The organism is Phycisphaerae bacterium, assembly GCA_018003015.1.
In the GTDB taxonomy this organism is placed as follows: domain Bacteria; phylum Planctomycetota; class Phycisphaerae; order UBA1845; family PWPN01; genus JAGNEZ01.
Map to the genome: position 1 here is coordinate 1 of JAGNEZ010000074.1, position 26,999 is coordinate 26,999.

General features: G+C 62.6%; 18 protein-coding genes. 8 read left to right on the plus strand and 10 right to left on the minus strand.

The features are described 5' to 3' along the window. Window positions 1-467: 467 nt before the first annotated feature. The 3 genes from KA354_21590 to KA354_21600 all read right to left on the minus strand — a co-directional run bounded on the left by KA354_21590 (window position 468) and on the right by KA354_21600 (window position 1,259). A complete protein-coding gene (locus KA354_21590) occupies window positions 468-686 on the minus strand; it encodes a hypothetical protein (GenBank protein MBP7937245.1) in 219 nt (72 codons plus the stop codon). 21 nt (window positions 687-707) lie between these two features. Next, a complete protein-coding gene (locus KA354_21595; protein MBP7937246.1) occupies window positions 708-902 on the minus strand; it encodes a hypothetical protein in 195 nt (64 codons plus the stop codon). 201 nt (window positions 903-1,103) lie between these two features. Continuing rightward, on the minus strand, window positions 1,104-1,259 hold the full coding sequence (locus KA354_21600) for a hypothetical protein (GenBank protein ID MBP7937247.1): 156 nt from the start codon (window positions 1,257-1,259) through the stop codon (window positions 1,104-1,106). Here KA354_21600 and KA354_21605 point away from each other — a divergent pair. Then, window positions 1,258-3,642: a hypothetical protein gene (locus tag KA354_21605; GenBank protein ID MBP7937248.1), complete on the plus strand. Its 2,385-nt coding sequence runs from the start codon at window positions 1,258-1,260 to the stop codon at window positions 3,640-3,642. The two genes, KA354_21600 and KA354_21605, sit on opposite strands and share 2 nt — an antisense overlap. A gap of 151 nt (window positions 3,643-3,793) precedes the next feature. Here the strand turns inward: KA354_21605 and KA354_21610 are convergent, their stop codons facing one another. From KA354_21610 to KA354_21625, 4 genes are all read right to left on the minus strand, one after another. Next, a complete protein-coding gene (locus KA354_21610) occupies window positions 3,794-3,997 on the minus strand; it encodes a hypothetical protein (protein MBP7937249.1) in 204 nt (67 codons plus the stop codon). A gap of 1,006 nt (window positions 3,998-5,003) precedes the next feature. Next, window positions 5,004-6,116, minus strand: a complete 1,113-nt coding sequence (locus KA354_21615; protein MBP7937250.1) for a hypothetical protein — start codon at window positions 6,114-6,116, stop codon at window positions 5,004-5,006. An 11-nt stretch (window positions 6,117-6,127) separates the two neighbouring features. Beyond that, complete coding sequence (locus KA354_21620; protein ID MBP7937251.1) at window positions 6,128-6,313, minus strand: hypothetical protein; 186 nt, start codon at window positions 6,311-6,313, stop codon at window positions 6,128-6,130. A gap of 52 nt (window positions 6,314-6,365) precedes the next feature. Next, complete coding sequence (locus KA354_21625; protein MBP7937252.1) at window positions 6,366-6,800, minus strand: amino acid-binding protein; 435 nt, start codon at window positions 6,798-6,800, stop codon at window positions 6,366-6,368. Between the two features lie 546 nt (window positions 6,801-7,346). Between KA354_21625 and KA354_21630 the strand changes: the two genes are divergently transcribed. Beyond that, the gene (locus tag KA354_21630) at window positions 7,347-7,676 is read left to right on the plus strand and encodes a PilZ domain-containing protein (protein MBP7937253.1); all 330 of its coding nucleotides are present in this window, start codon (window positions 7,347-7,349) and stop codon (window positions 7,674-7,676) included. Here the strand turns inward: KA354_21630 and KA354_21635 are convergent. Further along, entirely contained in the window at window positions 7,605-8,249 is a 645-nt protein-coding gene (locus KA354_21635; GenBank protein ID MBP7937254.1) for a hypothetical protein, read from the minus strand. The two genes, KA354_21630 and KA354_21635, sit on opposite strands and share 72 nt — an antisense overlap. A gap of 720 nt (window positions 8,250-8,969) precedes the next feature. Here KA354_21635 and KA354_21640 point away from each other — a divergent pair. The 4 genes from KA354_21640 (at window position 8,970) to KA354_21655 (ending at window position 13,910) form a co-directional block, all read left to right on the plus strand. Beyond that, window positions 8,970-10,193, plus strand: a complete 1,224-nt coding sequence (locus tag KA354_21640) for a PEP-CTERM sorting domain-containing protein (GenBank protein ID MBP7937255.1) — start codon at window positions 8,970-8,972, stop codon at window positions 10,191-10,193. 241 nt (window positions 10,194-10,434) lie between these two features. Then, window positions 10,435-11,958: a hypothetical protein gene (locus KA354_21645; GenBank protein MBP7937256.1), complete on the plus strand. Its 1,524-nt coding sequence runs from the start codon at window positions 10,435-10,437 to the stop codon at window positions 11,956-11,958. 120 nt (window positions 11,959-12,078) lie between these two features. Continuing rightward, window positions 12,079-13,596 (plus strand): arylsulfatase, encoded by a 1,518-nt coding sequence (locus KA354_21650; protein MBP7937257.1) that lies wholly within the window; start codon window positions 12,079-12,081, stop codon window positions 13,594-13,596. After that, window positions 13,593-13,910 carry a sulfatase-like hydrolase/transferase gene (locus tag KA354_21655; protein MBP7937258.1) on the plus strand — a complete coding sequence of 106 codons (318 nt, stop codon included), beginning with the start codon at window positions 13,593-13,595 and terminating at the stop codon, window positions 13,908-13,910. The genes KA354_21650 and KA354_21655 overlap by 4 nt, the downstream gene beginning before the upstream one ends. On the opposite strand, the gene KA354_21660 is transcribed toward KA354_21655, so the two are convergent. Further along, window positions 13,899-15,095 carry a hypothetical protein gene (locus KA354_21660; GenBank protein MBP7937259.1) on the minus strand — a complete coding sequence of 399 codons (1,197 nt, stop codon included), beginning with the start codon at window positions 15,093-15,095 and terminating at the stop codon, window positions 13,899-13,901. The genes KA354_21655 and KA354_21660 overlap by 12 nt on opposite strands. A 166-nt stretch (window positions 15,096-15,261) precedes the next feature. Here KA354_21660 and KA354_21665 point away from each other — a divergent pair, with 166 nt between their 5' ends. Both KA354_21665 and KA354_21670 read left to right on the plus strand, forming a co-directional pair. Beyond that, entirely contained in the window at window positions 15,262-17,439 is a 2,178-nt protein-coding gene (locus KA354_21665; protein ID MBP7937260.1) for a hypothetical protein, read from the plus strand. A gap of 390 nt (window positions 17,440-17,829) precedes the next feature. Then, a complete protein-coding gene (locus KA354_21670) occupies window positions 17,830-18,822 on the plus strand; it encodes a hypothetical protein (GenBank protein ID MBP7937261.1) in 993 nt (330 codons plus the stop codon). A 454-nt stretch (window positions 18,823-19,276) separates the two neighbouring features. On the opposite strand, the gene KA354_21675 is transcribed toward KA354_21670, so the two are convergent. Further along, window positions 19,277-26,857 carry a lamin tail domain-containing protein gene (locus tag KA354_21675; protein MBP7937262.1) on the minus strand — a complete coding sequence of 2,527 codons (7,581 nt, stop codon included), beginning with the start codon at window positions 26,855-26,857 and terminating at the stop codon, window positions 19,277-19,279. Window positions 26,858-26,999: the final 142 nt, after the last annotated feature.

Below are 26,999 nucleotides of genomic sequence, written 5' to 3' on the forward strand. Positions count from 1 at the left end.
GCCTCAAAGTGAGTGATGCAGAACTGGGCCGACTCCACGTCAGGCCAGAGCCGTTTCACGGCGATTGGAACTACATAGTCTCGCCGCGACGGTAGAATCGTTCAGGTTATTTCTTTGCGGGCCCTAACCTCCCTCGCTAGCCAAATCGGCTGCAGCCCACACAGCCCATCACGGCAGGATTCTCCTTCGGAAGAGCTCGCACCGCTGAGCGTGAAGCCCTCATAGGGTGCAAACGCCACCCACGGCGTTCCTGGCAGGCGCCGTGAGCTGGGATCGTCGGCCCGCCCACAACGACGCCCAGTCGTTCACCTTCGGGTCCTTCTCGTCACACCCTTCCCGCACAGTGGCACGGTCTCGGCAGCCTCACCAACCTGATACTCAAAAACGGTGAAGCCCACCGTTCCCAGCCGGCGGGTAATCAGAATCTGCTCGATCAACCTACAGAGGTTGTCCGAAAACCTGCCCAGCTACTCAGTTCGATGCCCGGATAGCACGGCGTCTTGCCGGTCCAGACGCGCTGCTGAATCCGCCTCCCAGATGGCGCGGATCGCCTCCTCGTCGCCAAACCCATCGAGGACCGCCGGACCCGGCGTGTTGGCGTAGTACCATCGCAGACTGTCCCGTGGTGAACTCAGCGTGCGGCTGCCCGGTATCTGGAGATAGCCGTCGGGGTCGGCCTTGCGCACCCAATTCCAGGCGTAGCCCAGTTAGTCGCTGCGGCAGCCGGGCGACGGCGCGGTAGCCTGCGCGGGGCGCGTTGGCAGGGGTACGCCCAGTTTCAACTCGCCCGTCTGTTCGCTCGGAGAATGGATGACTTCGTAATACCCACCGCTGGCTGCTGCCGGCAAGGTGAGCATCAGCATCGATGGCAGCACGATCCAAACCGGGTGGTTTATTCTCATGGTTGCGGTCTCCTGGGCACCAGGGTATCCCCCGCGGGGCCGGGGCACAATGCAGTCAGTTCAGCAAGCTCAGCCTGGACAACAGTCACTGGGATCATGTACTCTCCAACGCGGACCAGGTGAACGGGGCCGCGCAACAAGAGCGAGTCTGTGCGGGACGAGATGTCGCTAACCCAAAGAAGTTCCAGCCAAGCCGTTACGTCACGACGGAGGTGTGCCGCCCGGCCGCCAGTGTGGCCACACCGCTGCCCACCCAGCCTTCAAGTCGGTGATGCGTTGCTCGAGGTGGTCGGCCAGGCGCATCACGAACAGCTGACCGTCAAGCATGATCTCCGGCCAAACTGAGGTCCGATTCATGACTCGAAACAGCCTGTGGGCGATCGTCATCGTGTCCGCTACCTCCGTGTGGGTGTCAGCTCAGGCTCCCGTCGTACTGGAGCATGATCATCTCCTCGTGGAGTTCTCAGCACAGGATGGCTCCATAATCCGATTGCGCAACAAGAAAGTGGATCTTGAGCTGGTTAAAACCCTGCCGCAAACCCGGCAGCCCTGGGCTCTTTTGCTGGCCCCTCTCGATCTGGTGTCCGATTTCACTGCTTTCCGAATCCTGCGCGACCCCGAAAGCCCCGTTCGCCGGGTCGACCTGGAGTGGCGCACACGCTATCGGATCACCGTCAAGGCCAGTGTGTCGCTCCAGGCGGGATCGGACGAGCTTGAGCTGAGGTGTTCGGCCGAGAACTCCGGCGACCGGACGATCATTGCCCTCCGATATCCTGCCATCCAGGGCATCGGAGCACTCTGGGGGGACGGCCAGTACGATCGGCTACTGCACTCGACCGCGATGGGCGCCTTGTTCACGAACCCCTTTCATCTTTTCCAGGCCGCTGGTCTGCCCATCCAGAGCCGCGGCATGGTGATCTCACGATACCCCAACGGCTTTCATGGATCGCCACTGCAGATGATGGCCTACTTCACCGAGGGACACGGTGGATTCTACGTTGCGGCCAAGGACAGTCTCTGCACGGATAAGGACCTGAACTTCTACAAGTCGGCCGGTGGCAACCTGGAATGCGAGATTGCCCACATCCAGTGGGAAGCCTGTCCCGGCCGCAGCCTGGTGGTTGACTACCCAGTCGTGATCGCCGCCCTGACCGAGGGAACATGGTACGAAGCGGCCGAACGCTACCGGGCCTGGGCCACGCAGCAGCCATGGTGCCGGCGAGGAACGAGGAGGGATCGCGTGGCCCGAGCTGACGCATGCCGGTGGCTGCATGAGGAGGTTGGTGCCGTGGGGGCGTGGTGGCCCTTCAGGGGCGACATCCGGGCGGAGATCACACGAACTCGGCGGTTGTTTGGTACGCCGTTACTGCACCTCGAGCTCTGGTGGCAAAACCGGCCTTCCCTGGAAGCGGCCCAGGCGGGAGGTGATCGCTTCGGGCCTTTTTACTTCCCCTTTCTGGCCCTCAAGAGCAAGCAGACCTTCGAAACGCACAGCCAGGATCGAATCGTGCCGCCTGCGACGCCGATTTCACCCGATTGGGTCGCCATGTGTCCGGCCCAGCCCGGCTGGCGGGCGGTGGTTTGCGAATCGGCCCAAGACATGGCCAGCAAGCACCCTCTGCGCCACCACCAGATTTGGGTGGATGAAAACACCACCGGCTGCCAAGCAGACTGCCTCTATTATGACGTCGGCCCCTGTGCAGGCGTACCCACGCATTGTTACGCGGCCAACCATGCTCACGCCCCCGGCGCAGGACGGGACATCACCCAGGCGTACGTCACCCTGTTTGAAGAGAGCCAACGTCGGGCTTCCCTCCAAAAGGGCAGCTACGTACCGGTGGGAACCGAGTGTGTCAGCGAACCGTTCGTCGGTTGCCTGGACCTGTACTATGCTCGCAACGCTGGTTTCAATCCAGATATGGAGGTGGGGCCCTATGTTCGGCAGCTCACGTGGCTCCCGGACGGCCGGATGGAGATCGTGCCCCTCTTCGAGTTTGTCTATCACGACTACGGCCCCGCGGCCATCCAGGGGATATACCCGGTCTATCCCTGGAACGTACCTGAGGCAGATGATTTCTTCACCTGGGCCGAGGCCCGCTCCGTGCTTTGGGGTGGCTTACTGGTCACGTTTCCTGTTGCTTCGCAACCTGCTTGCCCCGAAGACCGAACTCGGTTCATTCGCAGCCTAGTTGCTGCCCGCACGGACTTCGCCCGCGAGTTTCTGACCTATGGCCGCATGCAGCGCCCACCGATCATGGAGTGTGAAACACTGGCCATCAATCATGGACTGGCCAAAGACGGGTGGTTTCGCAGGATTCGCTACCCGCAGGCCGAACCTGATCTGAAGGCGGCTCTGCCGACATCTAGCCAGCCGGGTGGCGAGCACCGCGAATCGGATCAGCTGTCCGTCGAGGACTGGGCCAAAGGCCTATTGTCCACGCCAGCCGCGTTGGCCAGAGTACCTACCATCCATGTGCCTGCGGTGATAAGTCAAGCCTTTACCCTGGGAGATGAGCGGTTGGGAATTCTCCTGGTCAATTTGCATCGTGACCGTGACGAAGCCGTGCGTGTGTCCGTAAACCCCGGTTCCTGCGGTCTGCGGAAAGGGAGCTACGAGCTTCGACGGATCACGGCCGCCGGTGGCCAGAACCTGGGCATATTCCAGAACCGCCGCGAGGCCGAAGTCCAACTCCCCCCTCGAGATGTGGTGCTCCTGGCAGCCCGATTCATCGGCGGCTAGGCAAACCCTCCCTCCATCCTGCTTGGTGGGCGCCTCTCAACCACACCTTACATGCTGATACGGTCCGGTTCGTAGTGAGCGCTCGCTGGAGTATCATGCGTGAACGAAGATGAACCTAGTGGCCTTGCCCCGATGAGATCGTGGATGAGCGTCACTGCAGGAAGCCGGGGTGGCCGTGCTGCCAGGACCTCCGAGCGGTACTTGCCGCCCTGCTAAAGGCTCCGCGGTAACGCAGCAGCAGGACGACTGTCAAGCCGCTGAAGATGACCGTCGCCGATCCAAGCACCAAGAGCGCAATGATCAGCTCGTCACCAGGGCCGGTCACAAGAAATAAGATCAGAAACAGGCACAGCATGCCCCCCCCACGTCGTTATGCTCCCCCACATTACTTTGCGCGTGGCTGCGGCCAAGCAGCGATCAGGGATTCGAAGAGCCAGGAAACTGAGATAGGGGAACATCGCCAGCGACTGGATGATCGTGATAATCACTTCTACAATCGTGAGATCGGGCCTGCTGGGTCCAGAGCCAGCCACGATTGTTGTCAACCATAGCACGCGGGCTGTTTCCAGCGCCAACGAGGCACGTGCAATTCTGCGGCGACTCGCAAACTCCTCTGAGCCTGTCAGCCGGACCTCAGGTCTTGTGACCAACCACAGGCCGGCAAAGGTCAGCCACGAGGTAACAAAACTGAGGACGATCATCATGACGCCCAGCAGGCCCAGCACATAATCTGTATACGCAAGGCCGATCGACAGCAGCATCCGCCACGGGGTTGCGGCTGCGAGACAGCCGGCCCCCCCCTGCCAGTGATGCTACCCACGCCGGATCGCCAAACCTCAGCAGGTTTCCACGGAGCGACAAGCCTGTAGAGGTTCCACACTCTGGGCAGGCGCCACTCGACACAAGCCCGCGGAGGTTGTAGCCGCATTTCAGGCACATCGTATCTCGCTCGATGCCAGTTAGCCGGCGCCGCGCAGCCCCGGCGTCATGGAGCAGCAGCTTGGTACTTCGGTACGACATCTCCCCGATGGCCTCCATCCGGCTGCGCCGCCGGGCATCATTCCGGCATTGTACCAGAACCATCACTATTGCGCCCCCCTCCCTTCCGTTCAGCCGGAACGAGATACCGCTGGTAATCTCCTGCTTGGCAGAGGCGTTCGAGGGTATGCTCGGCGAAAAGGACGGCGCGGACGGGGCGTGGTGAAGCAATGCCGGAGGCATGGCCGGCTTGCGTGGTAACTCGCCCGGCCTGGGCCAGAGCAGGCCAGACGGAGCATGAAGCCGAAATGTGGATGAATTCCAGCCGTTTCTTCCCGGGTAGCGGGAATAGGGTCATCGCACAATATGATCAGACCCGCAATTCACTTGCCAGCGGGCTGCGTTGCCTGGGTGTCCGTCAACGGCAGAGCCAGATACTGCCTCCACACCTCAAAGGCCGGACGCTTCTGGCCAGTCTCATCGACCAAGCCACAGTCGCGCCAGGCCATGAACACCTCCGGCGATGAAGATCGAATCCTCTGCCAAAGGGCGTCGTAATCGCGCGAGACAAAGCTGATCACGAAGAGCGTCCTGTGCGCAGCAGCGAAATCAAGCAGGGTTCGCACGAACGCCTCCTGTTTGGCAGGCGTGCCAGCGATCACCTGGCCCGTGGTCGGGAACTTCAGCTCCCCCGCCGCCTCCCCTGTCTCGACGAACGCATACGGCTTGCCGTACTTGTCGAAGTGATCGGTCAACCAGCGCAGGCATCCGGTAACGTCAGTCGTGCCGCCGCGGATGAAGGGATAGAAACTGACTGCAACGACGTCGTTGCAGGGCATAATCTGCTCGAAGGCGGCCAGCATCCGATCGCGCCTGGCGCCGCTGAGGTTGAGCATCCCGTGCAGCGTGAACGAGGCGAAGATCGGAAGCGACGGGTAAGCCTTTCGCAGGTCTTGATATACATGCCGGTGCAAGCCCACATAGGCCCGCCATGGACCAGGGCCGGCGCCGTGGATTTCGTTGACCTCGATGCCGATGGCGAGGTAATCGGGTTTGAAGAAGTCCACCATTCGCCGGCAATATGCCAGATAGGCCTTCATGATCAAAGGGTCGTCGTACGGCTTGCCCTTGACTTCTGTGGGGATGGGCAGCGATTTCTCGCCTTCCTTCAGTGTGCCCCGACCCGGAGAGATGGCCAAGTATACCTTGCCGCCCGGACGCGTGGCCTTCTTCTTGCCCTCCCAGTCTTTGAGCAGCTCGGCGCTGAAGGGTCGGCCGGAGAGCGACTCGGCCCACGGTACCCCCTCGATGTGGTGTGCAAGGATGTCGCCGTTCTCGCGAGCGAACGCGCGAGCCTCCTCGACGGCCTCGATCGTGAAGTCGTGCGGAAAGCCAGTAAAGCCCATGTGGAATGACCGCGAGGTGGGCAGCTCGCCGGCCAACAGCAACAGAGGCATCACTGCGGCCCATCCCATCACAGAGACACTGGACAGCATCGCAGGCTCCATCACAGGGCTTCGTGGTCAGACATCTTACGACAGAACAGGATCGCGTGCGGGCCGGAGTAGGTGCTGCCCACGTCCACGCCTTCGACCTCCACCAGCCCCGCGTCGCGCAGCCACCAACCGAAGGCGAAATCGATGACGTCCATTACCCGCTCGGCTCTCTTCTTGGCCTGCTGGCCTTCACGCACGAGGAAGTTGTCTGCCGCGATACTCTCGAACTCGCAACGAGTCGGCTGACAATTACGTGCCGGCCAGGGCTTTCTTCAGTACACGGGCGGCTTTGCCTGCATCTGCAGCACTGTCGAAAGCGAAGTAGACGACCGATCGTCGGTTAAGCGCTGCCGCGGAGAGGCCGCGCAGGTTGACTTTAGCCTCAGCGAGCAGCCGGGTGATCTTGGTACCGAGGCCGGGCTTGTCGGGTCCTTCCAGGCGAATTGAGCGTAGGCTCGCAGCTTTGGAGAGCCCGGCTTTCCTGGCCGCACGGGTCTGGGAAGCACCCTGCAACGGGGCAAGAAAGACGACACCGGTGCCAGGCTTGTCCGGGCAACGCCGGGCGATGACGAACTCCAGGTTCGCGCCTGCTTCAGAGAGCGTTTCGAGCTTGCAGGCCAGACCACCCGGCTGATCCTTCATACTGCCTGCCCAGACGTCTACTTTGGTGATTGTGTAGGCCATGACTTGACTCCTTCGGAAAGGAATGAACTCCAAGCGATCATACTATCGCCGCGATGCAGAGTAGACAAGCGTCGGAATCGTATACCTCAGGCGTGTTCTGTCTTCCGGGGCCACACCCTTGGATCGTCAATCCCAGGACGAGGCTTCGATCGCAGGAACAGCGGCAAAGTGGCCGCTTGATGATACCTCGCAGGTGGCCGGCTTGAGGTGCATGGATACGGGGGCGTTCCGGTGCTCGTGATGCATTAACAGCGATTCGAAGGGTGCGACGGGGGGAGTATGAGCGGGACGTGAAGGAGTGGATGAGGGGCTACTCGAGGCAAGGGATGCGTTGAATGGCAGCGTCCCCGCTACCGAATCTGGCTCGGGGAAGACCAGCGCGCCGCCCTGTCGAGAAGGTCCAATAAGCCAGTTTGTCAACCCATGGCCAACAAATGCCGAACATCTATGAGCGGCTCTCAAGATCGGCAACGGCTTAGTTCACCTATGCTTCGAGAGAAAAGATCTGACACAGGATTGCTGACGAGAACTCGATGGAGGGAAGTCTTGCTGCACTTTGGGCACCGAGACGTCTCCTTTCGACAGGATCAGCGAGAACGCAGAGGAGCTTCGCGGTGCAAGATACCTGCCATCGCTAAGTTGACGCTCCTGCCTAACGGACGGGATGGACAAGTCCGCGTTTACCCCAAATGCCCAATACTAGACGTCTCAGCCACGGGGATGGGGATCAAGAGCTACCAGAAGGTTGCAGTGGGGACGACGGTCGCCTTGGAGTTATTCGTCGGCGACACTCGACTCACATCGTCAGGTACGGTCATCAGCTGCACGGGATTTCCAGGTTGTCATCGAATCGGTCTCATGCTGAACTTGGCCTAGCTCGGCGCTCACGGCTGCTCGCCAGAGTTGCCGGGACATTCTCTTGCTCCCTCTATTACCGACAAGCAGGATTTCGCGCCGGGCCATCATGGCTTCGACGGCCTTGGCGTCGCCGGGATTGACACGGAGGTCAGCGGCATAGTACGGCCGCCGCTCGAAGGTCATCCGCCGGGCGTAGTCATCAACGGGGACGATATTCGGGCAGAGGACGATCCACACCTTCATGTCGAATTCGCGGTGGGCCATGTCGATAATGCGGCGGTGCTGATCGAGCTTGGCCCTGTCGCTGGCGGTCAGGGGGCTGGGCATGGTCTCGAGCTGGGGCCAGATGGAGACGAGGTTGTAGCCCAGGCGGTGCAGGCCATCGAAGTAGCCACGCCAGTCCTTGTCGGTCCAGGTACGTGAGGCGTAGGGGTGGTTGTAAACCCAGCCTTCGTGTACGTACATGCCGATGAGCTTCTGGTCGGACGGGGTGGTTCCCGCGGCGCCGGCCGGCAACTCGGCGGAGAGGTTTCGCGACAGCAGGGCATTGGCTCCGGCGGCGGCCAGTTCAAGAAACTTGCGTCGGTTCATATCGCCCTCCTGGCCGGCCGCATGGTATCAGTAGACTGGCCGGAGGACAATGCCGACAAGAGCCCATCCAAACGCCAGGGTCTGGCTGCCGAACGACCTCGGATCCGCACATTCAGCCCTGACTGAGCGCCAAATTCGGTTGACGTATTTGACACAAATCAGTTGACACAGGATCTCAATCGCGATAATCTCCACGGATGTGGGAGCGGTCGCCGGTGTCCTGACTCGGCGAGTAGACGTCGGCAGTGCGGGCCTACGCTGAGCTGGCTTGGAGCGGCAGGATCCCGTGGAGGAGAAACGAAATCAGCTTCTCAAGTCATTCATCATATTGGGGTATTGCTCGAACGCACAGGCAGCGCGCTTGAGGCGGGTGCCGATTGCACGCTGGCCTCGCACGGCCGGTTCGCAACCGACGAATTGGATGACGGATAGCAGGAGGCGTCAACCGCGCCGGCAACTTGTTTTCAGCCCGAGCACGGAGTTCAACGAACTCGGTGGCGTTGACCAAATGTGGGAAAACGGCCCGCTGTAGTGAAGTGGTTTGGATAGGAAGGGACGGCGCGAGAGCGGGTCCTTGTGAGCAGGGTCCCTTTGGAGGGCGTGAAGGTTCTCCTCGACTACCGCATGGCCTCAGCGGTAGGAGGCGTCCTTCACTCACATTCAGCTTCACTTCCCAACGGCAGTACCGGACCGCCAGAGAGCCCGGAGAGGAGGAGACAGATGAGAGTACTCAAGATCGTGGCAATCGTCGCTGCCGCAGTGGCCGCGACCGGCGCATCGGCATCCGCTTTGGGCGCATCGCTCACCTCCGTGGGCGTACTCGATCCCACCAACCCCAACAGCGTCATCCGGGCACTCAGCTCCGATGGGAGCTACGCCGTAGGCACCAGCAAGGTCGCAGCCGACTTGTCCGTCCCAGTCGTCTGGTCCTTATCAGATGGGTTGGTGGCCCTGCCCAATCCCAGCGGCAAGAGCAGCCTCGCACATGGTGTCGCCGTTGGCATCGGCTCGAACGCCGGCAACATCATCATTTCCGGTCTCCACGAGGGCAACACGGTCAGCCGCTACTACAAGGCCCCGCTGGGCAATCTGGCCGGCGGCACCTGGGCTGACAGTGCAACCGCAGGAGGCTTCAGTACCTCAGACGTTCGAGGCGGGACCAGCAACGTCCTGCGCAATCAAATCGACGGCGATGGACGATGGTACCTGGCCGGTCGAAAGGCCAGCGACAGCCGAGGTGTCCGCCTGCGAGGCGATCCTTTCATCGGCTGGGACACGACCAACATGACCGCCGAGTCAGTCAGCGGCCATGGCGTGATCGTAGGCAGGAACTCCAGCGGCTTCAGCCCCAGCAAGGCCAGTTGGCGGTCTCCTCAGAACGATAACGGCGAAGTCCCAGGCAGCGGTGATGACTTCCGCACCGATGGCTTCGGGATATCTCCCAGCTTCGGCAAGTCAACCACGGCCAGCTTCGATGTACAGTGGATCTGCGGGCAGGACCAATCGGCCCCCGGCCCCAACATGCAGGCTTTCCGCTGGAACCGGGGTGACGCGACCCTGACGCTGCTCGGTATGCTGCCCGGAGCCACCAGCAGTGTCGCTTACACGGTGGCGGACAATGGGGTGTCCGCGGGCAGATCTTACTTCGGGAACGCGTCGCCAACCTACGAGGTGGCCACGGTCTGGGACACCAGCGGAACCTGGGACACCAGCGGCACGGCCCAATCGGTGCAGGCCTTGCTGACCGCGGCCAGCGTCGACACGAGTAGCTGGGCCAACCTAGTGCGAGTCTATGCGGTTTCCGACGACGGCAAGGTGCTCGCGGGCCAGGGCATCTGGGCGGCCGATAGCAGCACGCGCGGTTTTGTGGCCGTCATTCCTGAGCCGGCATCCTTGACGTTGCTGGCATTGGGTGCCTTCGCCTTGCTTCGCCGACGAAGCTGACGCGGTGGACGGCATCCGCCGTCGCGAGTCTTCGAGAAGCAATGCGGATCCTGAACCGAAGCAGCCCACGGACAGGACCTTTGGGCGATGGATACCGCACGGGACAACACCGGCATGCCGGCCAAGCGTCAGGCACCGCAACCGGCATAGCCGGCCTTGTCCGAGGACCATGCCTATGGCGGGGATGGTGAGACACCGACCATTCGGCTCGGGCTTGGAGCGCCCATCGGAGGAACAAGAGATGAGAACTTATCTTCGCTTCGTCACGGTCGTATTGGCCTTGGGACTGACGTCTTCGGGCGGCCAGGCGGCATCCCTGATTTCGGTGGGCGTGCTGGATCCCGCAAACCCCAGCAGCGTCATCCAGGCGCTCAGTTCCGATGGGAGCTACGCCGTGGGCACCAGCAAGGTCGCAACGGACTTGTCCGTCCCGGTTGTCTGGTCCCTGGCGGATGGGCTGGTGGCTCTGCCCAACCCTAGCGGCAAGAGCAGCCTCGCACATGGTGTCGCTGTCGGCATCGGCTCAAACCTCGGCAATATCATCATCTCTGGCCTCCACGAAGGCAATCTCACCCACCGCTTCTACAAGGCTCCGCTGACTAATCTGACCGGCGGCTCCTGGAAGGACACTGCCACCGAAGGAGGCCTCGGTACCACAAGCAATGTCCGAGGGGGCACGAGCAACGTCCTGCGAAATCAGATCAAGGGCGACGGCCGATGGTACGTCGCCGGCAAGAGGTACGACAACAACCGGGTGGCCCGTTTTCGCGGTGATCCCGACATTGGCTGGGACGGCGTTAGCCCCATGACCGGCGAGTCCGTCAGCGGCTACGGCGTGGTCGTGGGCAGGTACACGGGTGCCAGTCCCAGCTTGGCCCGATGGGATTCCCCGCAAGGCGACACCGGCGATGTCCCGGGCAGCGGCGGCGACGCCCGAAGCGACGGTATCGGGATCTCGGCCAGCTTTGGCAAGTCGACCACGGTCGATTTCGAGGTACAGTGGATCTGCGGGCAGGACCAATCGGCCCCGGGCAACAACATGCAGGCTTTTCGATGGAACCGGGGCGACGCGTCCCTGACACTCCTGGGAATGCTGCCCGGCGCCACCAGCAGTGTTGCCTACACGGTGGCGGACAATGGGGTGTCCGCGGGCAGATCTTACTTCGGGAATGCGTCGCCGACGTACGAGGTGGCGACAGTCTGGGATGCCCTTGGAATGCCCCAGTCGCTCCAGGTTCTCCTGGAAGCAGCCGGCGTCGACACGAGCGAATGGCAGCGTCTGACGCGGGTGTTCGCGGTTTCCGATGACGGCACCGTGTTCGGCGGGTACGGCGTCTGGGCCGCCGACGGTAGCAATCGCGGCTTTGTGGCTCGGGTGGACAACCTGCCGATCGTCGGGGCTTGCTGCGTGATCGGCTTCGGCAGTAATACCTGCACCATCACGACCGAAGAGGCCTGCAGCGGTATCTTCACCCCGAACACGAGCTGCGCAACCGCCGGATGCGGGCCTTGCATGATACCCTGGGCGGACGCTGATTCCGACGGTGACGTCGATCAGAAGGACTTTGGAGCGATCCAGGCTTGCTTCACCGGCACGATGATGGGCGTACCCAACGCATGCACCTGCTTCGACCGGGTCAAAGACCAGATGGTAAACGGTGGCGATCTCGAGGCGTTCTTAAGATGCTTCACCGGTCCCGATGTCGCGTTCGACGCCAATCATCCTCCGGAAGGCTGCGATCCGGGCACGGGGCAGCTGCCCTGACTGGAACCAGTCTCAGAAGTGGGCCTCAAGGGTTCCGCGTGACAGCGACCTGATCGAAAGCTCAATGCCGGAGTGTTCATGAGCTTCGCCGCCCTGCTCCTTCTCCTGACAGTGCCCTCGATGGCGTCCCCTGCAATGTCCCGGCCAGTCCGGCCGAACATCGTCTTGATCCTGGCAGACGACCTCGGCTTCTCGGATCTCGGCTGCTATGGCTCCGAGATCGCCACGCCGAACCTCGACCGCATGGCCAGCCAAGGCACGCGTTTCACCCAGTTCTACAACGCCGCCCGCTGCTGCCCCACGCGAGCCGCACTCATGACAGGACGCTACCCGCACCAGGCCGGGGTTGGGCACATGGGACACGACACCGGCCGACCCGCCTACCGAGGCCACCTGAACGAAACGAGCGTCACGATTGCGGAGGCCCTTCGAGCCGCCGGCTATCGCTGTTTCATGTCAGGCAAGTGGCACCTCGGCGAAACCCGACCGCATTTCCCTGTCGACCGCGGTTTTGAGCACTACGACGGCCTGCTTGGAGGCGCCAGCAGCTACTTCTGCCTCTGGCCCAATCGCCGGATGGCCATCGATGGAAAACTCTACCGCCCCGACTCCAGAGGCTTCTACATGACCGACGTGATCACCGACCGGGCGATCGGTTATCTCGATAATTACGGATGCCGCCCAGGACCCTTCTTCCTTTACGTCGCGTACACCGCCCCGCATGCTCCCTTGCACGCCCTGCCCGAGGACATCGCCCCCTACCGCGGCAAATACCGCATCGGCTGGGACCAGATCCGCCAGCGGCGATACCGCCGGATGATTGATCTCGGCATCATCGATGGCCGATGGATGCTCTCGCCTCGCGACCCGCGGGCGACACCGTGGGAGAAGACCGCCGACCCCGACCGCGAGGACCTGAAGATGTCCGTCTACGCCGCCCAAGTCGAACGTATGGACCGCGGCATCGGGCGAATTCTCGACACACTCCACACCTTGGGAATCGAAGACAACACCCTAGTCATGTTCCTCTCCGACAACGGCGGCGACGCCGAGGAAATCGATGAGAGCAAACCGGGGGCACTGCCAGGAGAGCCGGACTCAAACACCGGCTACGGCCGCGGCTGGTCGAGTGTCAGCAACACTCCGTTTCGCCAGCACAAGCGATATGTACACGAGGGTGGCATTTCCACACCCCTGATCGCCCGCTGGCCCGCCGGCATCAGCCGGCGCGGAGTCGTCGAGCATGCGGTTGGACACGTGGTCGACATACTCCCCACGTGTCTCGAAGCCGCCGGTAGTGCCTATCCCAAGGAACACGGAGAGCGGGCGATCGAGCCGACGGCAGGCAGGAGTCTCCTGCCCTTCCTGCAGGGATGCTCAGGAGGGGAGCCTCGGTACCTCTATTGGGAGCACGAGGGTAACCGCGCTGTTCGCCAGGGGCGATGGAAGCTCGTTGCCGTCCGTGACCGCCCATGGGAACTCTACGACATGGAAGCCGACCGCACGGAACTGCACAACTTGGCTGCCCAGCAGCCGGAGCGACTCAAGGATCTGCAGGCACGCTACGCAGAGTTCGCTGAACGGTGGGGCATCCGTCCATTTGACGATGTCAAACCGCCGCGGTGGATCCCGGATTGACGTCTCATGAAGTCCCGGACCGCCGCGCGACGGCGCTGAAGGGACAACGGATAGCGACGCTTGCGATCATCGCTGATGATCACGGTATCGGCGACCCGGGCTGGATGGGCAATCCGTCGCTCAAGACACCCAAACTGGACAAGATGCCAGTCCACGCAGCCCGAAGGACGCGCTTCCCGACCAGCCCGGTCCGGATACCCACGCGGGGGTGTCTGCTGCCGGGACGCTACAACTACCGCACACGGGCTATCAGCACTCCCGTCGGCCGGGCCATGACGAGCCCTATACGCCCCAGCGATGATCTATGCCGGTGAGGTCTTCGACCTGCTGCGGCGGCCCAAGGCCCCCGGATCCAACCGCTCCGCGTAGGATAGCATTCCCCAGGTCATCACTTCCCAAATCATCAGCCGCGAGACATCGGGCCGTCCTTTCGACAGCAGGAGGTCGCCAATGTAGCGCAGCTCCTCGTCCGCTGGCGCAACCACGTCACGGTATTGGGGAAGCTGGTGAGCGAAGCTGTACATGAGGCAGGGCAAGCCGGCCATGTCGACGTTGCATTCCGTGTAATCAGGAACCGGCGCTCCGCGGGTCCTCTGGTTCCTGGCCATCCAGTCCAGGGCAAGATCGATCTGTCGCATTAAGGCCGCATACTGCGGACTGTTCGGCTTCAAGTACCTCAAGCCGGTCGCGTAGAAGTCAAAACAGTAGAAAATCGTACCCGAAGGCCGCTGCTGGAACGTGATCGGCTTGAGTTCGCGGAAATCCTGACCCAGCAGCCAGTTCATCGCTCCGATGGCGACGCTGCGGTACTTCTCCTGACCTGTCTCGTCATGAAGCAGGAAGGAAAGTGTGCCGAACGTTGCGGACGAGCACCACCATGGGCCAGCGTACTCGGGCCACAAGCCATTGCTGATGCCACCTTCCTGACTCACGTAGTTGTTCAACACAAGCTCCGCAAACTTCTCTACCGAGCCGAGGTACCGGGCCTTGGCCGCCGGGTCATCACAGCGAACGGAGGTGGCGAGGATCCCCATGCCGATCGAGCCGCTATCCGCCAGGTTCCACTGTCCGCGGTCCTGACCAGGAGCGCGGGAGTGATTCATGTAGTAGGCTCCTCTGGGAATCATGTTGCTCTGATACTCAATGATTCGATCCGACCAGCGACGGCATGCGTCCAGGTACACTTGGCGTTCAGTCATATCGTAGCCGACGGCCAGCGCCCTGACCGCATGGGCGTCCTCGAAGAACGGCATGTGATGAGTCGCAGGATCAGCATCCGCCCGGCTGACGAAGCGGGTGATCTCTTTCTGCAGTTCAGCCGCGGCCAGATCGCAGAATTCCAGAAACCGCGATCTGAACTCTGCCGGGACGGGTGGCCAGGCCTTCGTGGGTGTCATCGACGCGCAACCGGCCAGACTACCCGTCACCAGCGCGGCAACCAGAATCCGCCCACTGATGGCCGAAACCTCCCTCCCCGGCAATCTCGTCTCGCCTGTCATCGCAGTCACCGTCCTCGTTGATTCTGCTCACAGGGGTACGTATGCTCATCAAGAGGATTGTTTACAGAGCCGGGCCAATCCGGTCAACAGGCGCTGCGGGGTGAGCCACGTAACCCGCGGGTGTCATCAGGAGCCACGGCAGTGAGCTTGACGAGGAGGATGGCGATTGAGGAGTGACCGTGACGATCGTCTCAGGAGCGTGGCTGGCATCATGGTGTTTCTGTTGTGCTGGTCGGTCTCCCCCCAGGCAGCGGCTCAGCTGCAGGTATTGGACTCCCACTACCGGGGGGATCTCGTGTTCCCTGAGCACGCGCGGTTCTGGTTCGAGGACCTGGCGGTTAAGGAAGCACAAAGCGAGGAGGGTCTCCGGTCCTGGTATGAGAAGCGGCCGACGGGTGGTTCGGTCCACGTCTTCGTTCGCAACCCTGGCCCGCAGAGCCTAGATATCGGCGATACTCTGCTCGGCGGCATCAGTCTGAAGAAGGCCATCGCGTTCTCCGATCAGCGAGTCAGCCGAAAGCCCGCCAGCGTCTATTTCGCCGACCTGAGCGCCGCGGAGCTGGACCAACTGCTAACCATCGGCGAGCCGGTCTGGTGGAGGGTCGAGCCGCGACGAATACCTGCAGGGGGAACCGGCGAGGTGCTGGTACGCCTTCGGCACAGACCGCAGGCCGCATCCGTCGGACTGGACCTGCAGTACGCAAACGGCCAACAGCGGGTCAGCGTTCCGATTCGCTCGAACCAGCCCCGGGTAGAGAGCGTCAGCTTCTCGTCCGACCTCCGGCATGTCTGCCTGTTTTTTCGTTATCCGGCCCGACCGGGGCTGGCGCCTGTCAGGGTACTCCTGGATGGCGAACAGATCATCGACGGCCTGTCGAGCGCGTCCGACCGCAAGCTGGAACTGGCCCCGGTCATGTTTCAGCTCGCCTCTAACCTGGAGCGAGGGTCATTCCATTGTTTCCAGGGCATCTACGAAGACGGGGCCGCGGCTTCGGTGGGGTTGCGAGTCTTCAGCGACGAGTTTGCCTACGGGATCTGGGGTGGACGTCCGGGTAGCGCCTCCGACGTGGCCGAGGCCCAGGCACACGTGCGCGACCTCAGCACCCACAACATCAACGTGCAGATGCCCCAAGTGGGCTCGGCGATGCTGAGCGCCTTCTACGCCAGCGATGCCGGTCAGACACTATGCGACTCGCTGGGCCTGCGACGACTCATCAACGATCCCGGCAAATGGCGAACCCGGGATCCTCTCGCCTATCTGATCCACGACGAGCCGGACTGCGGCGACTACTTGATCAAGGGTCTCGAACCCGATCACCAGGTGGGCAGCCTGGCCCAATGGGCGGTCCAGCGCACCCGGCAGTTGCGGGCCACTGACCCGACAACTCCCCAGCTGCTGAATGTGGATCTGACCTTTAAGCCAAACAACTGGTACACCTACGGGCAACTACCGGACATCTTCTGCGTCGATCCGTACTACCAGGTGCGACTGTGGGAAGCGTACGGCCGGCATCCGGCGAGGCTGCCCCTGTATAACAAGGCGGTGTTCGTTCACGCCGTGGCATGCGTGGCCCGTGCGGCGTCAGGCCCCAAGCCCTTGCACGTCGTGCTCTATGCCTGCCGGCGCGGCAATGACCAGGAAGACCCCGGCGACGGGCGGGCCGAGCGGTCGGCGCTGCCCGAGAGAGATAGGAAGGGCCAACGACGGCCGAAGAACAAGGAGACCGTGACGAGTCGCTTTCATCGATTCCCCACGCCGCAGGAGAAACGGATCGAGGTCTATTACGCGCTGGCGGGAGGCGCCAAGGGTCTGTCCTACTGGTGGTTCACTCCTTCAGGCGGGAAATCCCAAGGCGTCGGCGCAAAAGACCCGCAAGCGGCGGCGCTGTGGCGCGAGATCGGTCTGCTGGGAGCGGAAGTCCGCACCGCAGGCCCTGTGCTGTTGCGCAGTTGCCCGGCCGAAGTGCCCGTCAAGTCGTCACCCGGCGTATGGGTTCGCTCTCTGCTGGCGGGCACCGACACGTTGATTCTCATCGCGGTCAACGATCAGTACATCAACAGCGACCAGGGTACCTCCGTTCACCCAGTGGACAACGCGCATGTTGCGATTGATCTGCCATCGTGGTTAACCCCCCACCAAGCGTTCACGATTGATGCAACGGGTTTGCAGAGCATCTCGCTCGAGAAGTCGGGGCCGATGTTCTCGTTGTCGCTAGGCAAACTGACGCTCACCCGACTGGTGGTCATCACGGCCAGCCCGCGATTGCTGGACGAACTGCACAGCCTCTATACAACAAACTACGCCTCGAACGTGCAGAGGCTCCTGGAACAACTTGACCCATGAAACCCCCACGAAGCGAGACTTGATCGACGACGCTTGCGCGACCCTGTTCAGATGGACAAGCAAGCCGATGAGGCCCGGTACGGCGCCGGACGATGCTCGATTAGCTTCAAGCCGCATCCTCACGACGCGCTGCGGCAACAGAGTGCCCCGGCATCACGATCGCAAGTGTTTCCTGCGCGCCCGGAAGGTCACCGCCGAGTCTCTGTCAGACCTGACTGTGCCGGACAAGTAGTCACCGCTCGCAAAGCCGAAAACCAGCGGGGCCGTGCGGCGGGTTGGCGTCTGCTGCCACGCGCGGTACGCTACGGTACCTCGCGGACCGACGGGGCAGGCCGCCGTCATCCGTCGAGTCGGAGAACGCACCCGTCGCAATAGGGAGAACCGTTTCCGATGGTCAAGGTAGCAGTCACAGCGAAGGAGTTCGATAAGGCTGCAAAGGTCTTCCGCCGAGCCGCAGCCGAGGATGTGGAGTGCGTTCGAGCCCCCGCGCAAGAAGACGAACTGGCCGCTATGATCCAAGCCGACAGCATCCATCATGCGATTGTGGGCGTCGAACGGTACGCCGGCCCTCTCTACGAGGCGTTGCCGCCCGGAGGCGTGCTAGCCCGCTTCGGTGTCGGCCACGACGGAATCGACAAACAAAAGGCGACGGCTCGCGGCGTCATCTGCACGAACACGCCGGGGGTGCTCGACGACTCGGTCGCCGAAATCACCCTGGCCCTGCTCCTGGCGGCCAACAGGCACGTGGCCGCCGTTGCCGCCTCGACACGCAGCGGGCACTTTGCACCGCTGCTCGGCGGCGAGCTGGCGGGCAAGACGCTGGCGGTGATCGGATGCGGACCGATCGGGCGAAAGGTGGCCCGGATCGCCGGGCGCGGCTTTGAAATGCGAGTCATCGGCTGTGAAGTGGCTGATGTCGACGTCGAGACCATGAAAGCGAACTACGGTTTTGCGGAAGTGGTGAAGGACTTCCATGTTGCGGTCGCCGATTCGGACTTCGTCAGCCTCCACATCCCAAGCACACCAGCGAATCATCATTTCGTGAACCGAGAGCGTTTGGCGATGATCCCGGCCACGGCACGGCTCGTGAACACCGCACGGGGAGCGGTGTTGGACGAGTCGGCCCTGTTCGACGCTGTTTCGCAGGGCACGCTCGCCGGCGCGGCCCTCGATGTCTTCGAGAACGAGCCTTACCAGCCGGTCTCGCCGGACAAGGATCTGCGCACACTCGAGAACGTGCTGATGACCCCGCACGTCGGCAGCAGCACCCGGGAGGCTTGCGACCGCATGGCCGAAAGGGCTCTGCGGAACATACGCCTCGCTCAAGCCGGCCGCGCCGGCGAGATGGACTTGCTCAATCCGGCCGTGATCCGGGAAAGGTAACCGTGAGAAACAAGGCTTATCAGGTATCAACAACCATCCAACGGCGCCGAGCAGGCAGAGCATATCGCCCATGAGATTCGGCTTCCTGACCCACTCGGCGTTCCTGGACATGACCGGCGCCTGAAGACGATGCGTTCGCGATAGCGGAAAGGAACTCGACTGGTTCAAACGCGATCCCCTTCACGCCAATGATCGTGGCGAGCAGATCCTTGGGCGCATTCTCGACCAGCACCTCGCGCGACCTGCCAGCGGCAGCCAGCCGGTCGGGGGGACCGATGATCCGGAGAGCCACCGGTCATACTCGTCGCCAGAAGATGGCGGCTATTCAGGTTCCGCTGTTCGGGGGGCTTGTGCTTCACTGCGCCGGCATCACGCTTCGACGCTCGGTTCTTCTCTCCGGGACCTGGCCGCCTTGGCTGGAAGAGGTGGCGTACGGCCTGACCACGTCGACGCTTCAGTAGGTGCAGCCCGGATTGGCCGGCATGTCCGAGCCGCTGTAACAGCCCTGGAAGATGCCAAAATCGGACTGGTCAACATCCTGATCGCCGTCGAAGTCCGGCCGTTCACAACCCATGGCGAGGGGCACCCACGGCCCGGAAACGCAGGCGGCAAATAGTCCGTAGTCTTTCAGGTCGACATCGCCGTCTGCGTCCAGATCCGGCCCCAGTGCAGGCACGGATTCGTAGGCCCCACGGTCCACCCTGCCAGCCAGGACCCGTGGCCGGCCATCTAGATCCGCCTCACCGGTGGCCGGCGCGAAGGCCGGATCGCCGCTGTTGATGCCGGGCGAATCCTCCTTCAGCCGGAAGTCATACCCACCGACATCACGGAAGCGAGGATCGGTCGTCAGGTTGCCTATCCCCGGCCAGGGGACGGACGGATCGAGGATGCCGTGGGCAATGACGATGTTCTCCGGCTGATAGTCCGTCCGCACGACCTCGGGAGACGCCCAGATGATCGTGTTGTTCACGTAGAAGTGGATGATGTTGTTTGGTTCTCCGAACTTGTCCCGCGCTTCCAGACCGATCGGATGCTCGTACAGCGTGCAGTTGTCAACGAACACGTCAGTGTTGTTGCCTTTGGCCGAGATGCCCGTCGAATTCGAAAGGAGCGCGGAATCACGAATTCGCACCTCGCCGGAAAAGACGCTCAAACCCTTGTCCTCGAAGTGACGGACGATGCACTGCTCGATCAGCGGCGTCGAGTTGAGCGTGTCGATGCCATCGTCTCCGCCGAACGCGAAAACACAGCGGCGGACGGTCATCGTACCGCTTCCGTTGAGATACAGCCCGTCGTTGTCGGTCACATCGCCTCCCGGCAGCATGTGCAAAAAGAAGGTATCCGTCATCGCCGTGTCGGTGTTGGTGACCTCAGGGCCCATGATCATCCGGGCAAACAGGCAGCGGTCAAACGTGAGATGGCAACTGTCGGCATAGAGCCCTTTGCCCAACTCGTCAATGAAGCTGCAGTCGGCGAACGAGACGGTAGCCCCGCTGGCTCCCCGGATTACGGGTCCGGCTCCCGTGTGCCCGACGCCGGTCGCGTCGCCTGCATGAGTCAGGAAAGCGTAGTGGTAGGCCGAGGTGGACGCAGCCCCGGTGTGCAGAATCTGCCCCCAGGCGGCCGCCGAATCTGCCGCCGTGATGAGCACCGGCGCCTCCAGCGTCCCGGCGCACTGCACAGAACCCTGTACGGTGATGTCCGTAGAGGCGTTCAGCATGACCATCGTGCCCGCCTGGATCTGCAGGACCGCTCCCGATGGCACCGTCAGGTCGCCGGTCACGCGAACGATTCCGTCCGCCGGCCCCCACACCGTCGTTCCCGAGGCCAGCGAGCCGCTCACGCTCCTGTACGTCGGCGCGTCCAATCCCACAAGCTCCACCGTCGCCCGCCTCTCCTCGAACGTCGCCGTAAGCCGGACTTTGCCGGCGCCGGACAGCCGGAACTGGCCGCTAGCCATGCCGTTGATGACTTCGACGCTCGCCGGGGCGATGGTGATTCCAGGCGGGTCGGTCGATAGCAGGATCTGGCCAGTCCAGAAGTTTCTGTCCACCGCACCCGACGGCGTCAGGACCTCAACGCGCAGCGGCACATCCGCCGACGGCAGAAAACGCGGCGGAGCCACAAGCCGCAGCCCGACTCCGTTGGTCAGAGGCGGCGGCGGGTTGTTTGACTCGCCCGGCGTGGGGCGTTCGAGAACATCCATCTCCGCCGCCCCGTCGGTGGTCCGCCCCATGGAGCGATCCGAGGTCTGGTCCCCGAAGGTGACCCGGTCCACGACGTGATATGCACCGCCCGCCTGGAGGTACAGCCCGATCTCCTCGCCATTGACCTCGAGCGCAAAGTCCGCGTGCAGACCGGGCACATCGGTCACGTCCCGATCCGCCCAGACGAGCAGAAACTGCCTGGGCTGCAGGATCGTATTGGACGGAATCCGCCAAAGCCCCGGGGTATCCGTGTGATCCGACAGGAACAACCCACCCACGTTCACTGGCCTCGGTCCCCGGTTGTACAGTTCGAACCAGTCATCGTATTCACCCTGCGGGTCGGGAATGGTGGAGTTCTGAGCCATCCACTCGTTGATGACCACCTGGAACACGGGGTTGTCGGCGGCAGGCAGCGCCCCCATGTCGGTCCCGCTGACCCCGGTGCCGACGCAGGGAGAAGTGGGAGCCAGGTAGTAACTGCCTGTACCCGCACCTACGAACAACGGATCCGTGGCGAGATTCCCCGTTCCCGCAAAACCTCCGGCAACATCCGACATCTGAATGTTGACTGAAGAGGATGTGTCGAGGCGGATCGATGCCACAGCGAAGTCCCAGACAATCGTGCTGTTTATCTCAGCGTGGCCACCCCCTTGGCCTGTGTTGATTTCAAGAAGATCGATCCCCGTCTGGCCGCCCACAATCGTGCAGTGGCTGATCGCGGCATTCACACCGTCCGCTAGAGTCATGCCTGTTGGGCAGTTGGCAACCACGTTTCCGCGCACGATCGGACGGCCACTCCGTAGCAAAAGCCCTTTCCCGGCCATGCCCAAGATCGTGTTACCCTCAACCAGGGCCGAACCGGCCTGCAGATCGATCCCGTCACCGCCGCCGGTCTCCAGTACGCAGCAGCGAACACTCGAGGGGGTGGTGCAGTCCCCGTGGAGCACAATCGCGCCGGAAGCCCCGATCACGTGGACCACACTCAGCTCTTCGAGCTCGGCACAGGAGTGGTCAACACGGATCGCGCCCCCTGTATTCCTGAACGCCGAGTTGAACACCGACAGCGAGGCATTCTGGACGGCATCAATACCCCGCGCGGCCATTCGGTCGAACAGCCCGTGTTCCATCCGCAGCGAGGACCCAACCACGTTGACGCATGCCGCGTACGAGATCCCCTCGTACAAGGGTGTAGATCCATCGAACAGGTCGCAGTAATCGAGCCGGCTTTCCCCTTCCGACTGAAGGAAGACCAGCCCGGACCACATTCGGCCGCATACAAATGGCCCCAAGCGGATCGGCGCGTCCGCCGTGCCCGACGCCAGCAGCCTGCCGCGAACCACCAGCACGGCGTTCTCATCGAACAGCAGGCTCGTGCCCGCCTCGATGGTCAGCAACCCGCTCGCCGGAACCACCACGTCACTGGTGATGTGGTAAGGCCCCCCCGCCTGCGTCCAGGTGGTCAGCGGATCCAGCACGCCCCCCACCGGTGTGCTCGAATCCACGGCCCTCGTCACGGTGAGCTGCCGCCGGGCTACTTCCGTGAAATCCGCGTTCAAGGCCACGATGCTCAGGTCATTGGGACCAGGCTGCAGCTCAACCTCGGCAGTGTACGCGCTGAGCTCCAACGGGTTGTTGTCCCACGAAACCGGCAGGTAGCCGGCCGTCCGGCTGTCGACCTGCACCCAGCGGGCGTCGCCGGCGGGCGCGGTCCCGGAAATGTGGATCTTGTCGGCCGTCGTGACCAGTCCCGCCCCGCAATCGCTGATCGTGCTGCTGAGCCGGCCACTCGAGGAGAGCCTCGGCCGGAGCGAGAAATCGGTCGATTCGTATGAGGCATTCAGGCCATGGATGGCCAGAACGTTCTCGCCCTGGCGCAGCGGCGAGTTGGGGACGGTCAGTAGAGCTGTCAGGTCAAACGCCTCGAAGCCGGCCTGCTCATGGCTCGCGGCGGCCGTATCGTCATTGTATGCGATGACTCGGCTGGCCGGCAGAGTCACGCTGCCGTGGGCGATGTACTGCCCATTCAAGTACGCGACAAAACCGTCATCGTACCACATTTCCAGCAGCAGATCGTCAATAGCCAGAAGATCGCTGATGGTGAACCTCTTGCGGATGTAAACCGACAGGTAGCTGTTCCGCATGTCATTGAGCGGCGTGCGATCATCGCTGTCGCCGAATCCGAAGCCGCTGAGACCTGACTCCCATCCCGTTTCCCCGAAGCCCGGTTGAGTCCAGCCGAGCGGCTCGGCGGAGGGCTCGCTCAGCCCTCGGATGAACGACCACTGTTCCCCGTCGTCAATGTGCATCAGCCGCGGAGGGACGATACCCGGCACGTAGAGAATCGGGCGCAGCGAGAAATCGGTCGAGCCGCTCGTGCGATTCAGACCGTGAATTGCCAGGACGTTCTCGCCCTTGACCAGCGGCGTATCGGGAGCGGTCAGCCAAGAGGTCAGGTTGTAGACCTCCCATCCGTAGTCGGCCGCCTCGTGGTCGGCCGTCGCCGTTTGCGTGCGGGGAACGGCCTGGTCGATCGTCCCCGGCGCATTGTGGCGCTTCACCTCTCGCCCGTTGATGTACGCCACGAAGCCGTCGTCGTACCAGACACTCAGCATCAGTTCGGGCACGGCCGCAGGGTCATCCATCGTGAACTTCTTTCGGATGTACACGGACGTGAAACCGTTCTGCATGTCGCTGAGCATCGTTCGATCGTCACTGTCGCCGTAACCGAAGCCGCTCTGGCCCTTCTCCCAGCCCGCGTCGTCGAAGCCCAGGCGCGTCCAGTCAAGGGCGGTCACGGAAGGCTCGCTGGTCCCACGGAAAAACCGCCATTCATCCCCGTCGACGATGTAGTCCACGCGGGCCCGCATGGCTTCATCCACGCTGACCGTCAGGGCGGGCGGAATCATCGAGGCCAGGTACGAGCGCCGCTGCGTGATGAACGCTTCCACGTCGTCAATGTCGCGGGCGGCAAAGCGGGGACTGTACCGCCGCAGATTAGCGATCCGGCCGGCCATGATCTCCGGATGGAACGAATAGGCCATCAGCTGGCGGATCTCGCGATAGTAAATCGGCGCAAAATCAGGATGCCGCAGGATCCGCCGAACGATCGGCAAGGTCACGCTGCCCGAATCATTGATGCCTGCGCGAAACAGGCGCTGATTGGGAGGCGAGCGGGTGGAGCCCAGGTTCCAGACCGAATCGAAATCCCAGGGAACCAGCACCCACTTGTTGTCTGTCGGACGATGGTACAGATAGTAATCGTCGCCATCATCCAGGCAGATCCCCCCCTCGTCGTTCGTCACCACCGTCATGGCGGCGAAGAACCGCGTCCACTCGTCGATGTCCACGTTGGCCCGCACGACGTCGGCGAACTGCGCGTCACCGGTGTTGGTGAGCAGGTCCGTCAGGGCGATCACGTCCCGGTAGTCGTCGAGATCCTCGTTGGTCTCCTTGAGATAGATGCTGCGGTAGTCCGCTGGGGAAGTACCGTGGTAACTCAGATCGCCGTCCTGCTCCCCGCGGTACAGGTTCCCGCCCGCATCCTCCTCAAACACCCGCTCGACGTAGCTCTCGTCCACCGATTCGACCTGCAAGTAGGTATTCGGATCCGCCAGCGAGGTCATGTCGAGGTCATTGTTGAGCGTCATCAGTACCAGACGCGTCCGGTGCACCGGTAGGTCCACGTAGCTGAAGAACTCCTGGCCAATGTACTGTTGGTGGATCTCGTGGGCATTGAGATTCAGGTCTTCGAGGTTGCCGTACGGCCCGTCATCGTGAAACTGCACGCGAAACGACTTCTTCGCATCATTGCGCGAGCCCTTCCCGCGATAGCGTACGCCGACATTGTAGATGACCGTGCTGTCGCATACAAACGTGCCGTCCAGATCGACGTTACTGTACACGTCACGTGTCCGGAGCGTATGCAGGTTCGCGCCGGTCATGACCACGCGGTAAAGCGGCAGATTGGCCGGCCACGTGCGGTCATCCACCTGGTACAGGAAGGTCGGATCGGACGGTCCGGACCGGGCATAGGCCGGTGGGAACCCGGGCGCGGTCGCGGCGTGCGACTGGTTGTCAACCGCATCAATGTAGAACCGGACGATGCTGCCCGCCGGTTGAGCCGGCAGCGTGGCCCCGTAGACACCGTCGCCAGCCGCCCCGTCACCGTGAGCTCCGTCGTCGGTCATGCACACCGACGCGAACGCCGTGCCAGGATCGACCACGTACCACAGCCGGACTTCGCTCACCCCGCCCGTGTCGGTCACACCAGCCGTCACCGTGACCGGCTGCGCCGATGTCGGCACCGGCGGATCATGACGGACGGACCGGATCACCGGTGCCGGATCCGCCACGGCCGTCGAGTTCGGCTTGCCCGGGGTGCCGCCGTTCATCGTCGAGGCCCGCCAGGCGCTGCCTACGTTGTTGTCGGCATCAGCGTGGATCAGCTCCAGCGAAGGCCCCTCGCCGTCCGGCTCGGCCGGCCACGACCCGTCATCCGCATACCTCACCTCGTCCGCCACGTTGTTCAGCGGATCGCGCAGCACGACGTGCTCGTGCCCGTCCGCCAGGACATCCGTGAATCCCCCCACAACCATCACGTCCGAGCTGTACTTGGACTTGAATGTGGTCACATCCCGGGCGACCACCAGGTACGCTCCCGCGTCGATCTGCAGGTCCGACGGCAGGTCGTAGTCCACCGCCCCGGTCAGCTTCCAGCCTGTCAACGTCACTGCCGCGGCAGACCGATTGTGAATCTCGATGAACTCCTCATTGCGGTCGTACGGCAGGCGCGGCTGGCCTTCTACTCCTGATGGAGGGGCGGGATGGTACATAATCTCGGTGATGACGATTGAGTCAGTCAGCGTGACGTGGTTCGGCTCGTCCCGCGATGGCGAGGTCATCACGTACGTGTCGTCCCCGCCATCGGGTACGCGGCCGATCGAACCCATCGAAGCCCGCGTCCGATAAGTCACGGTGTCAATCAGCCGCCCGTCCGGCATCAATAACGAAATGCGCGACTCCACATTGTCCAGTATCGGGAACGGCAGCGAAGCCCTGTCCACCGACCATCGTCCACCGGGGGGAACGACCGTGCCGCTGCCGATCGAATAGACGCTGCCCGGAAACGGCGCCGCGGTCAGGCCGTAGCCCTCCAGGTTCATGGCCCCCCCACTGCGATTGTACAGCTCGATCCATCCTCCTCCTGCCGTGGAAGCCACCTCGTTGATCACCACGTCGCGGGCCGGCTCGGCAAGCGTATTCACACTATTGGATCGGCCGGGCGTGCCCCCGATGATACGCGAGGGCAGCCAGTTCCACGGCCGATCGCCGGGCTCCTGCACCGACACGCGCTCCAGCGTCGGGCCATCACCATCCGGCCGCTCTGGCCATGGGTCCTCATCGCTGTAATGGACGCGCTCGACCAGCACGCCTTGGGCATTCACCAATTGGATCATCTCACCTTCATTGGCCAACTTACCTTCGAACGGCCCAACACACTCGCTGATACCGTATGAACTCGCGACCACCGACGGGTTCTTCGCCACCACTAGGTAGGCACCCGGCTGAATAAACGTCGCCGCTGGGAAGACGAAATCGACGCCGCTGACAATCCGCCACGCGGATAGGTCCACCGCTTCGGATCCGCGGTTATACAATTCAAGGAACTCGTGCTCATCGCGGTTGCCGTAGGGGTGATAGTTGAACTCGGTGATCACGATGTGCATGTCGTGGGCCTGCGCCGTCACGGGCCCAAGGCCGGCACATACCCCGGCAATCACAGCCAAGGGAACCCACGCTCCGAGGTTCATGCCCCAAGTGCGTGTCATGAGCCCACCTCCTCTGGCCAAGAAACAATGGATGACGAGACACCCACGCTCCGCGAGAATCCCTCGTCCGAAGGACTGGCTCTCAGCCGGACGGGTTCGATGCACCGGGCCGGAGCCAGCCCATGCGGCTCATATCGATTAT

Coding starts and splice junctions, on each gene's coding strand:
- KA354_21605 (MBP7937248.1), top strand. CDS start 1,258: ATGACTCGAAACAGCCTGTGGGCGATCGTCATCGTGTCCGCTACCTCC.
- KA354_21600 (MBP7937247.1), bottom strand. CDS start 1,259: ATGAATCGGACCTCAGTTTGGCCGGAGATCATGCTTGACGGTCAGCTG.
- KA354_21595 (MBP7937246.1), bottom strand. CDS start 902: ATGAGAATAAACCACCCGGTTTGGATCGTGCTGCCATCGATGCTGATG.
- KA354_21650 (MBP7937257.1), top strand. CDS start 12,079: ATGGCGTCCCCTGCAATGTCCCGGCCAGTCCGGCCGAACATCGTCTTG.
- KA354_21610 (MBP7937249.1), bottom strand. CDS start 3,997: ATGCTGTGCCTGTTTCTGATCTTATTTCTTGTGACCGGCCCTGGTGAC.
- KA354_21675 (MBP7937262.1), bottom strand. CDS start 26,857: ATGACACGCACTTGGGGCATGAACCTCGGAGCGTGGGTTCCCTTGGCT.
- KA354_21635 (MBP7937254.1), bottom strand. CDS start 8,249: ATGAACCGACGCAAGTTTCTTGAACTGGCCGCCGCCGGAGCCAATGCC.
- KA354_21645 (MBP7937256.1), top strand. CDS start 10,435: ATGAGAACTTATCTTCGCTTCGTCACGGTCGTATTGGCCTTGGGACTG.
- KA354_21670 (MBP7937261.1), top strand. CDS start 17,830: ATGGTCAAGGTAGCAGTCACAGCGAAGGAGTTCGATAAGGCTGCAAAG.
- KA354_21640 (MBP7937255.1), top strand. CDS start 8,970: ATGAGAGTACTCAAGATCGTGGCAATCGTCGCTGCCGCAGTGGCCGCG.
- KA354_21660 (MBP7937259.1), bottom strand. CDS start 15,095: ATGACAGGCGAGACGAGATTGCCGGGGAGGGAGGTTTCGGCCATCAGT.
- KA354_21615 (MBP7937250.1), bottom strand. CDS start 6,116: ATGCTGTCCAGTGTCTCTGTGATGGGATGGGCCGCAGTGATGCCTCTG.
- KA354_21625 (MBP7937252.1), bottom strand. CDS start 6,800: ATGGCCTACACAATCACCAAAGTAGACGTCTGGGCAGGCAGTATGAAG.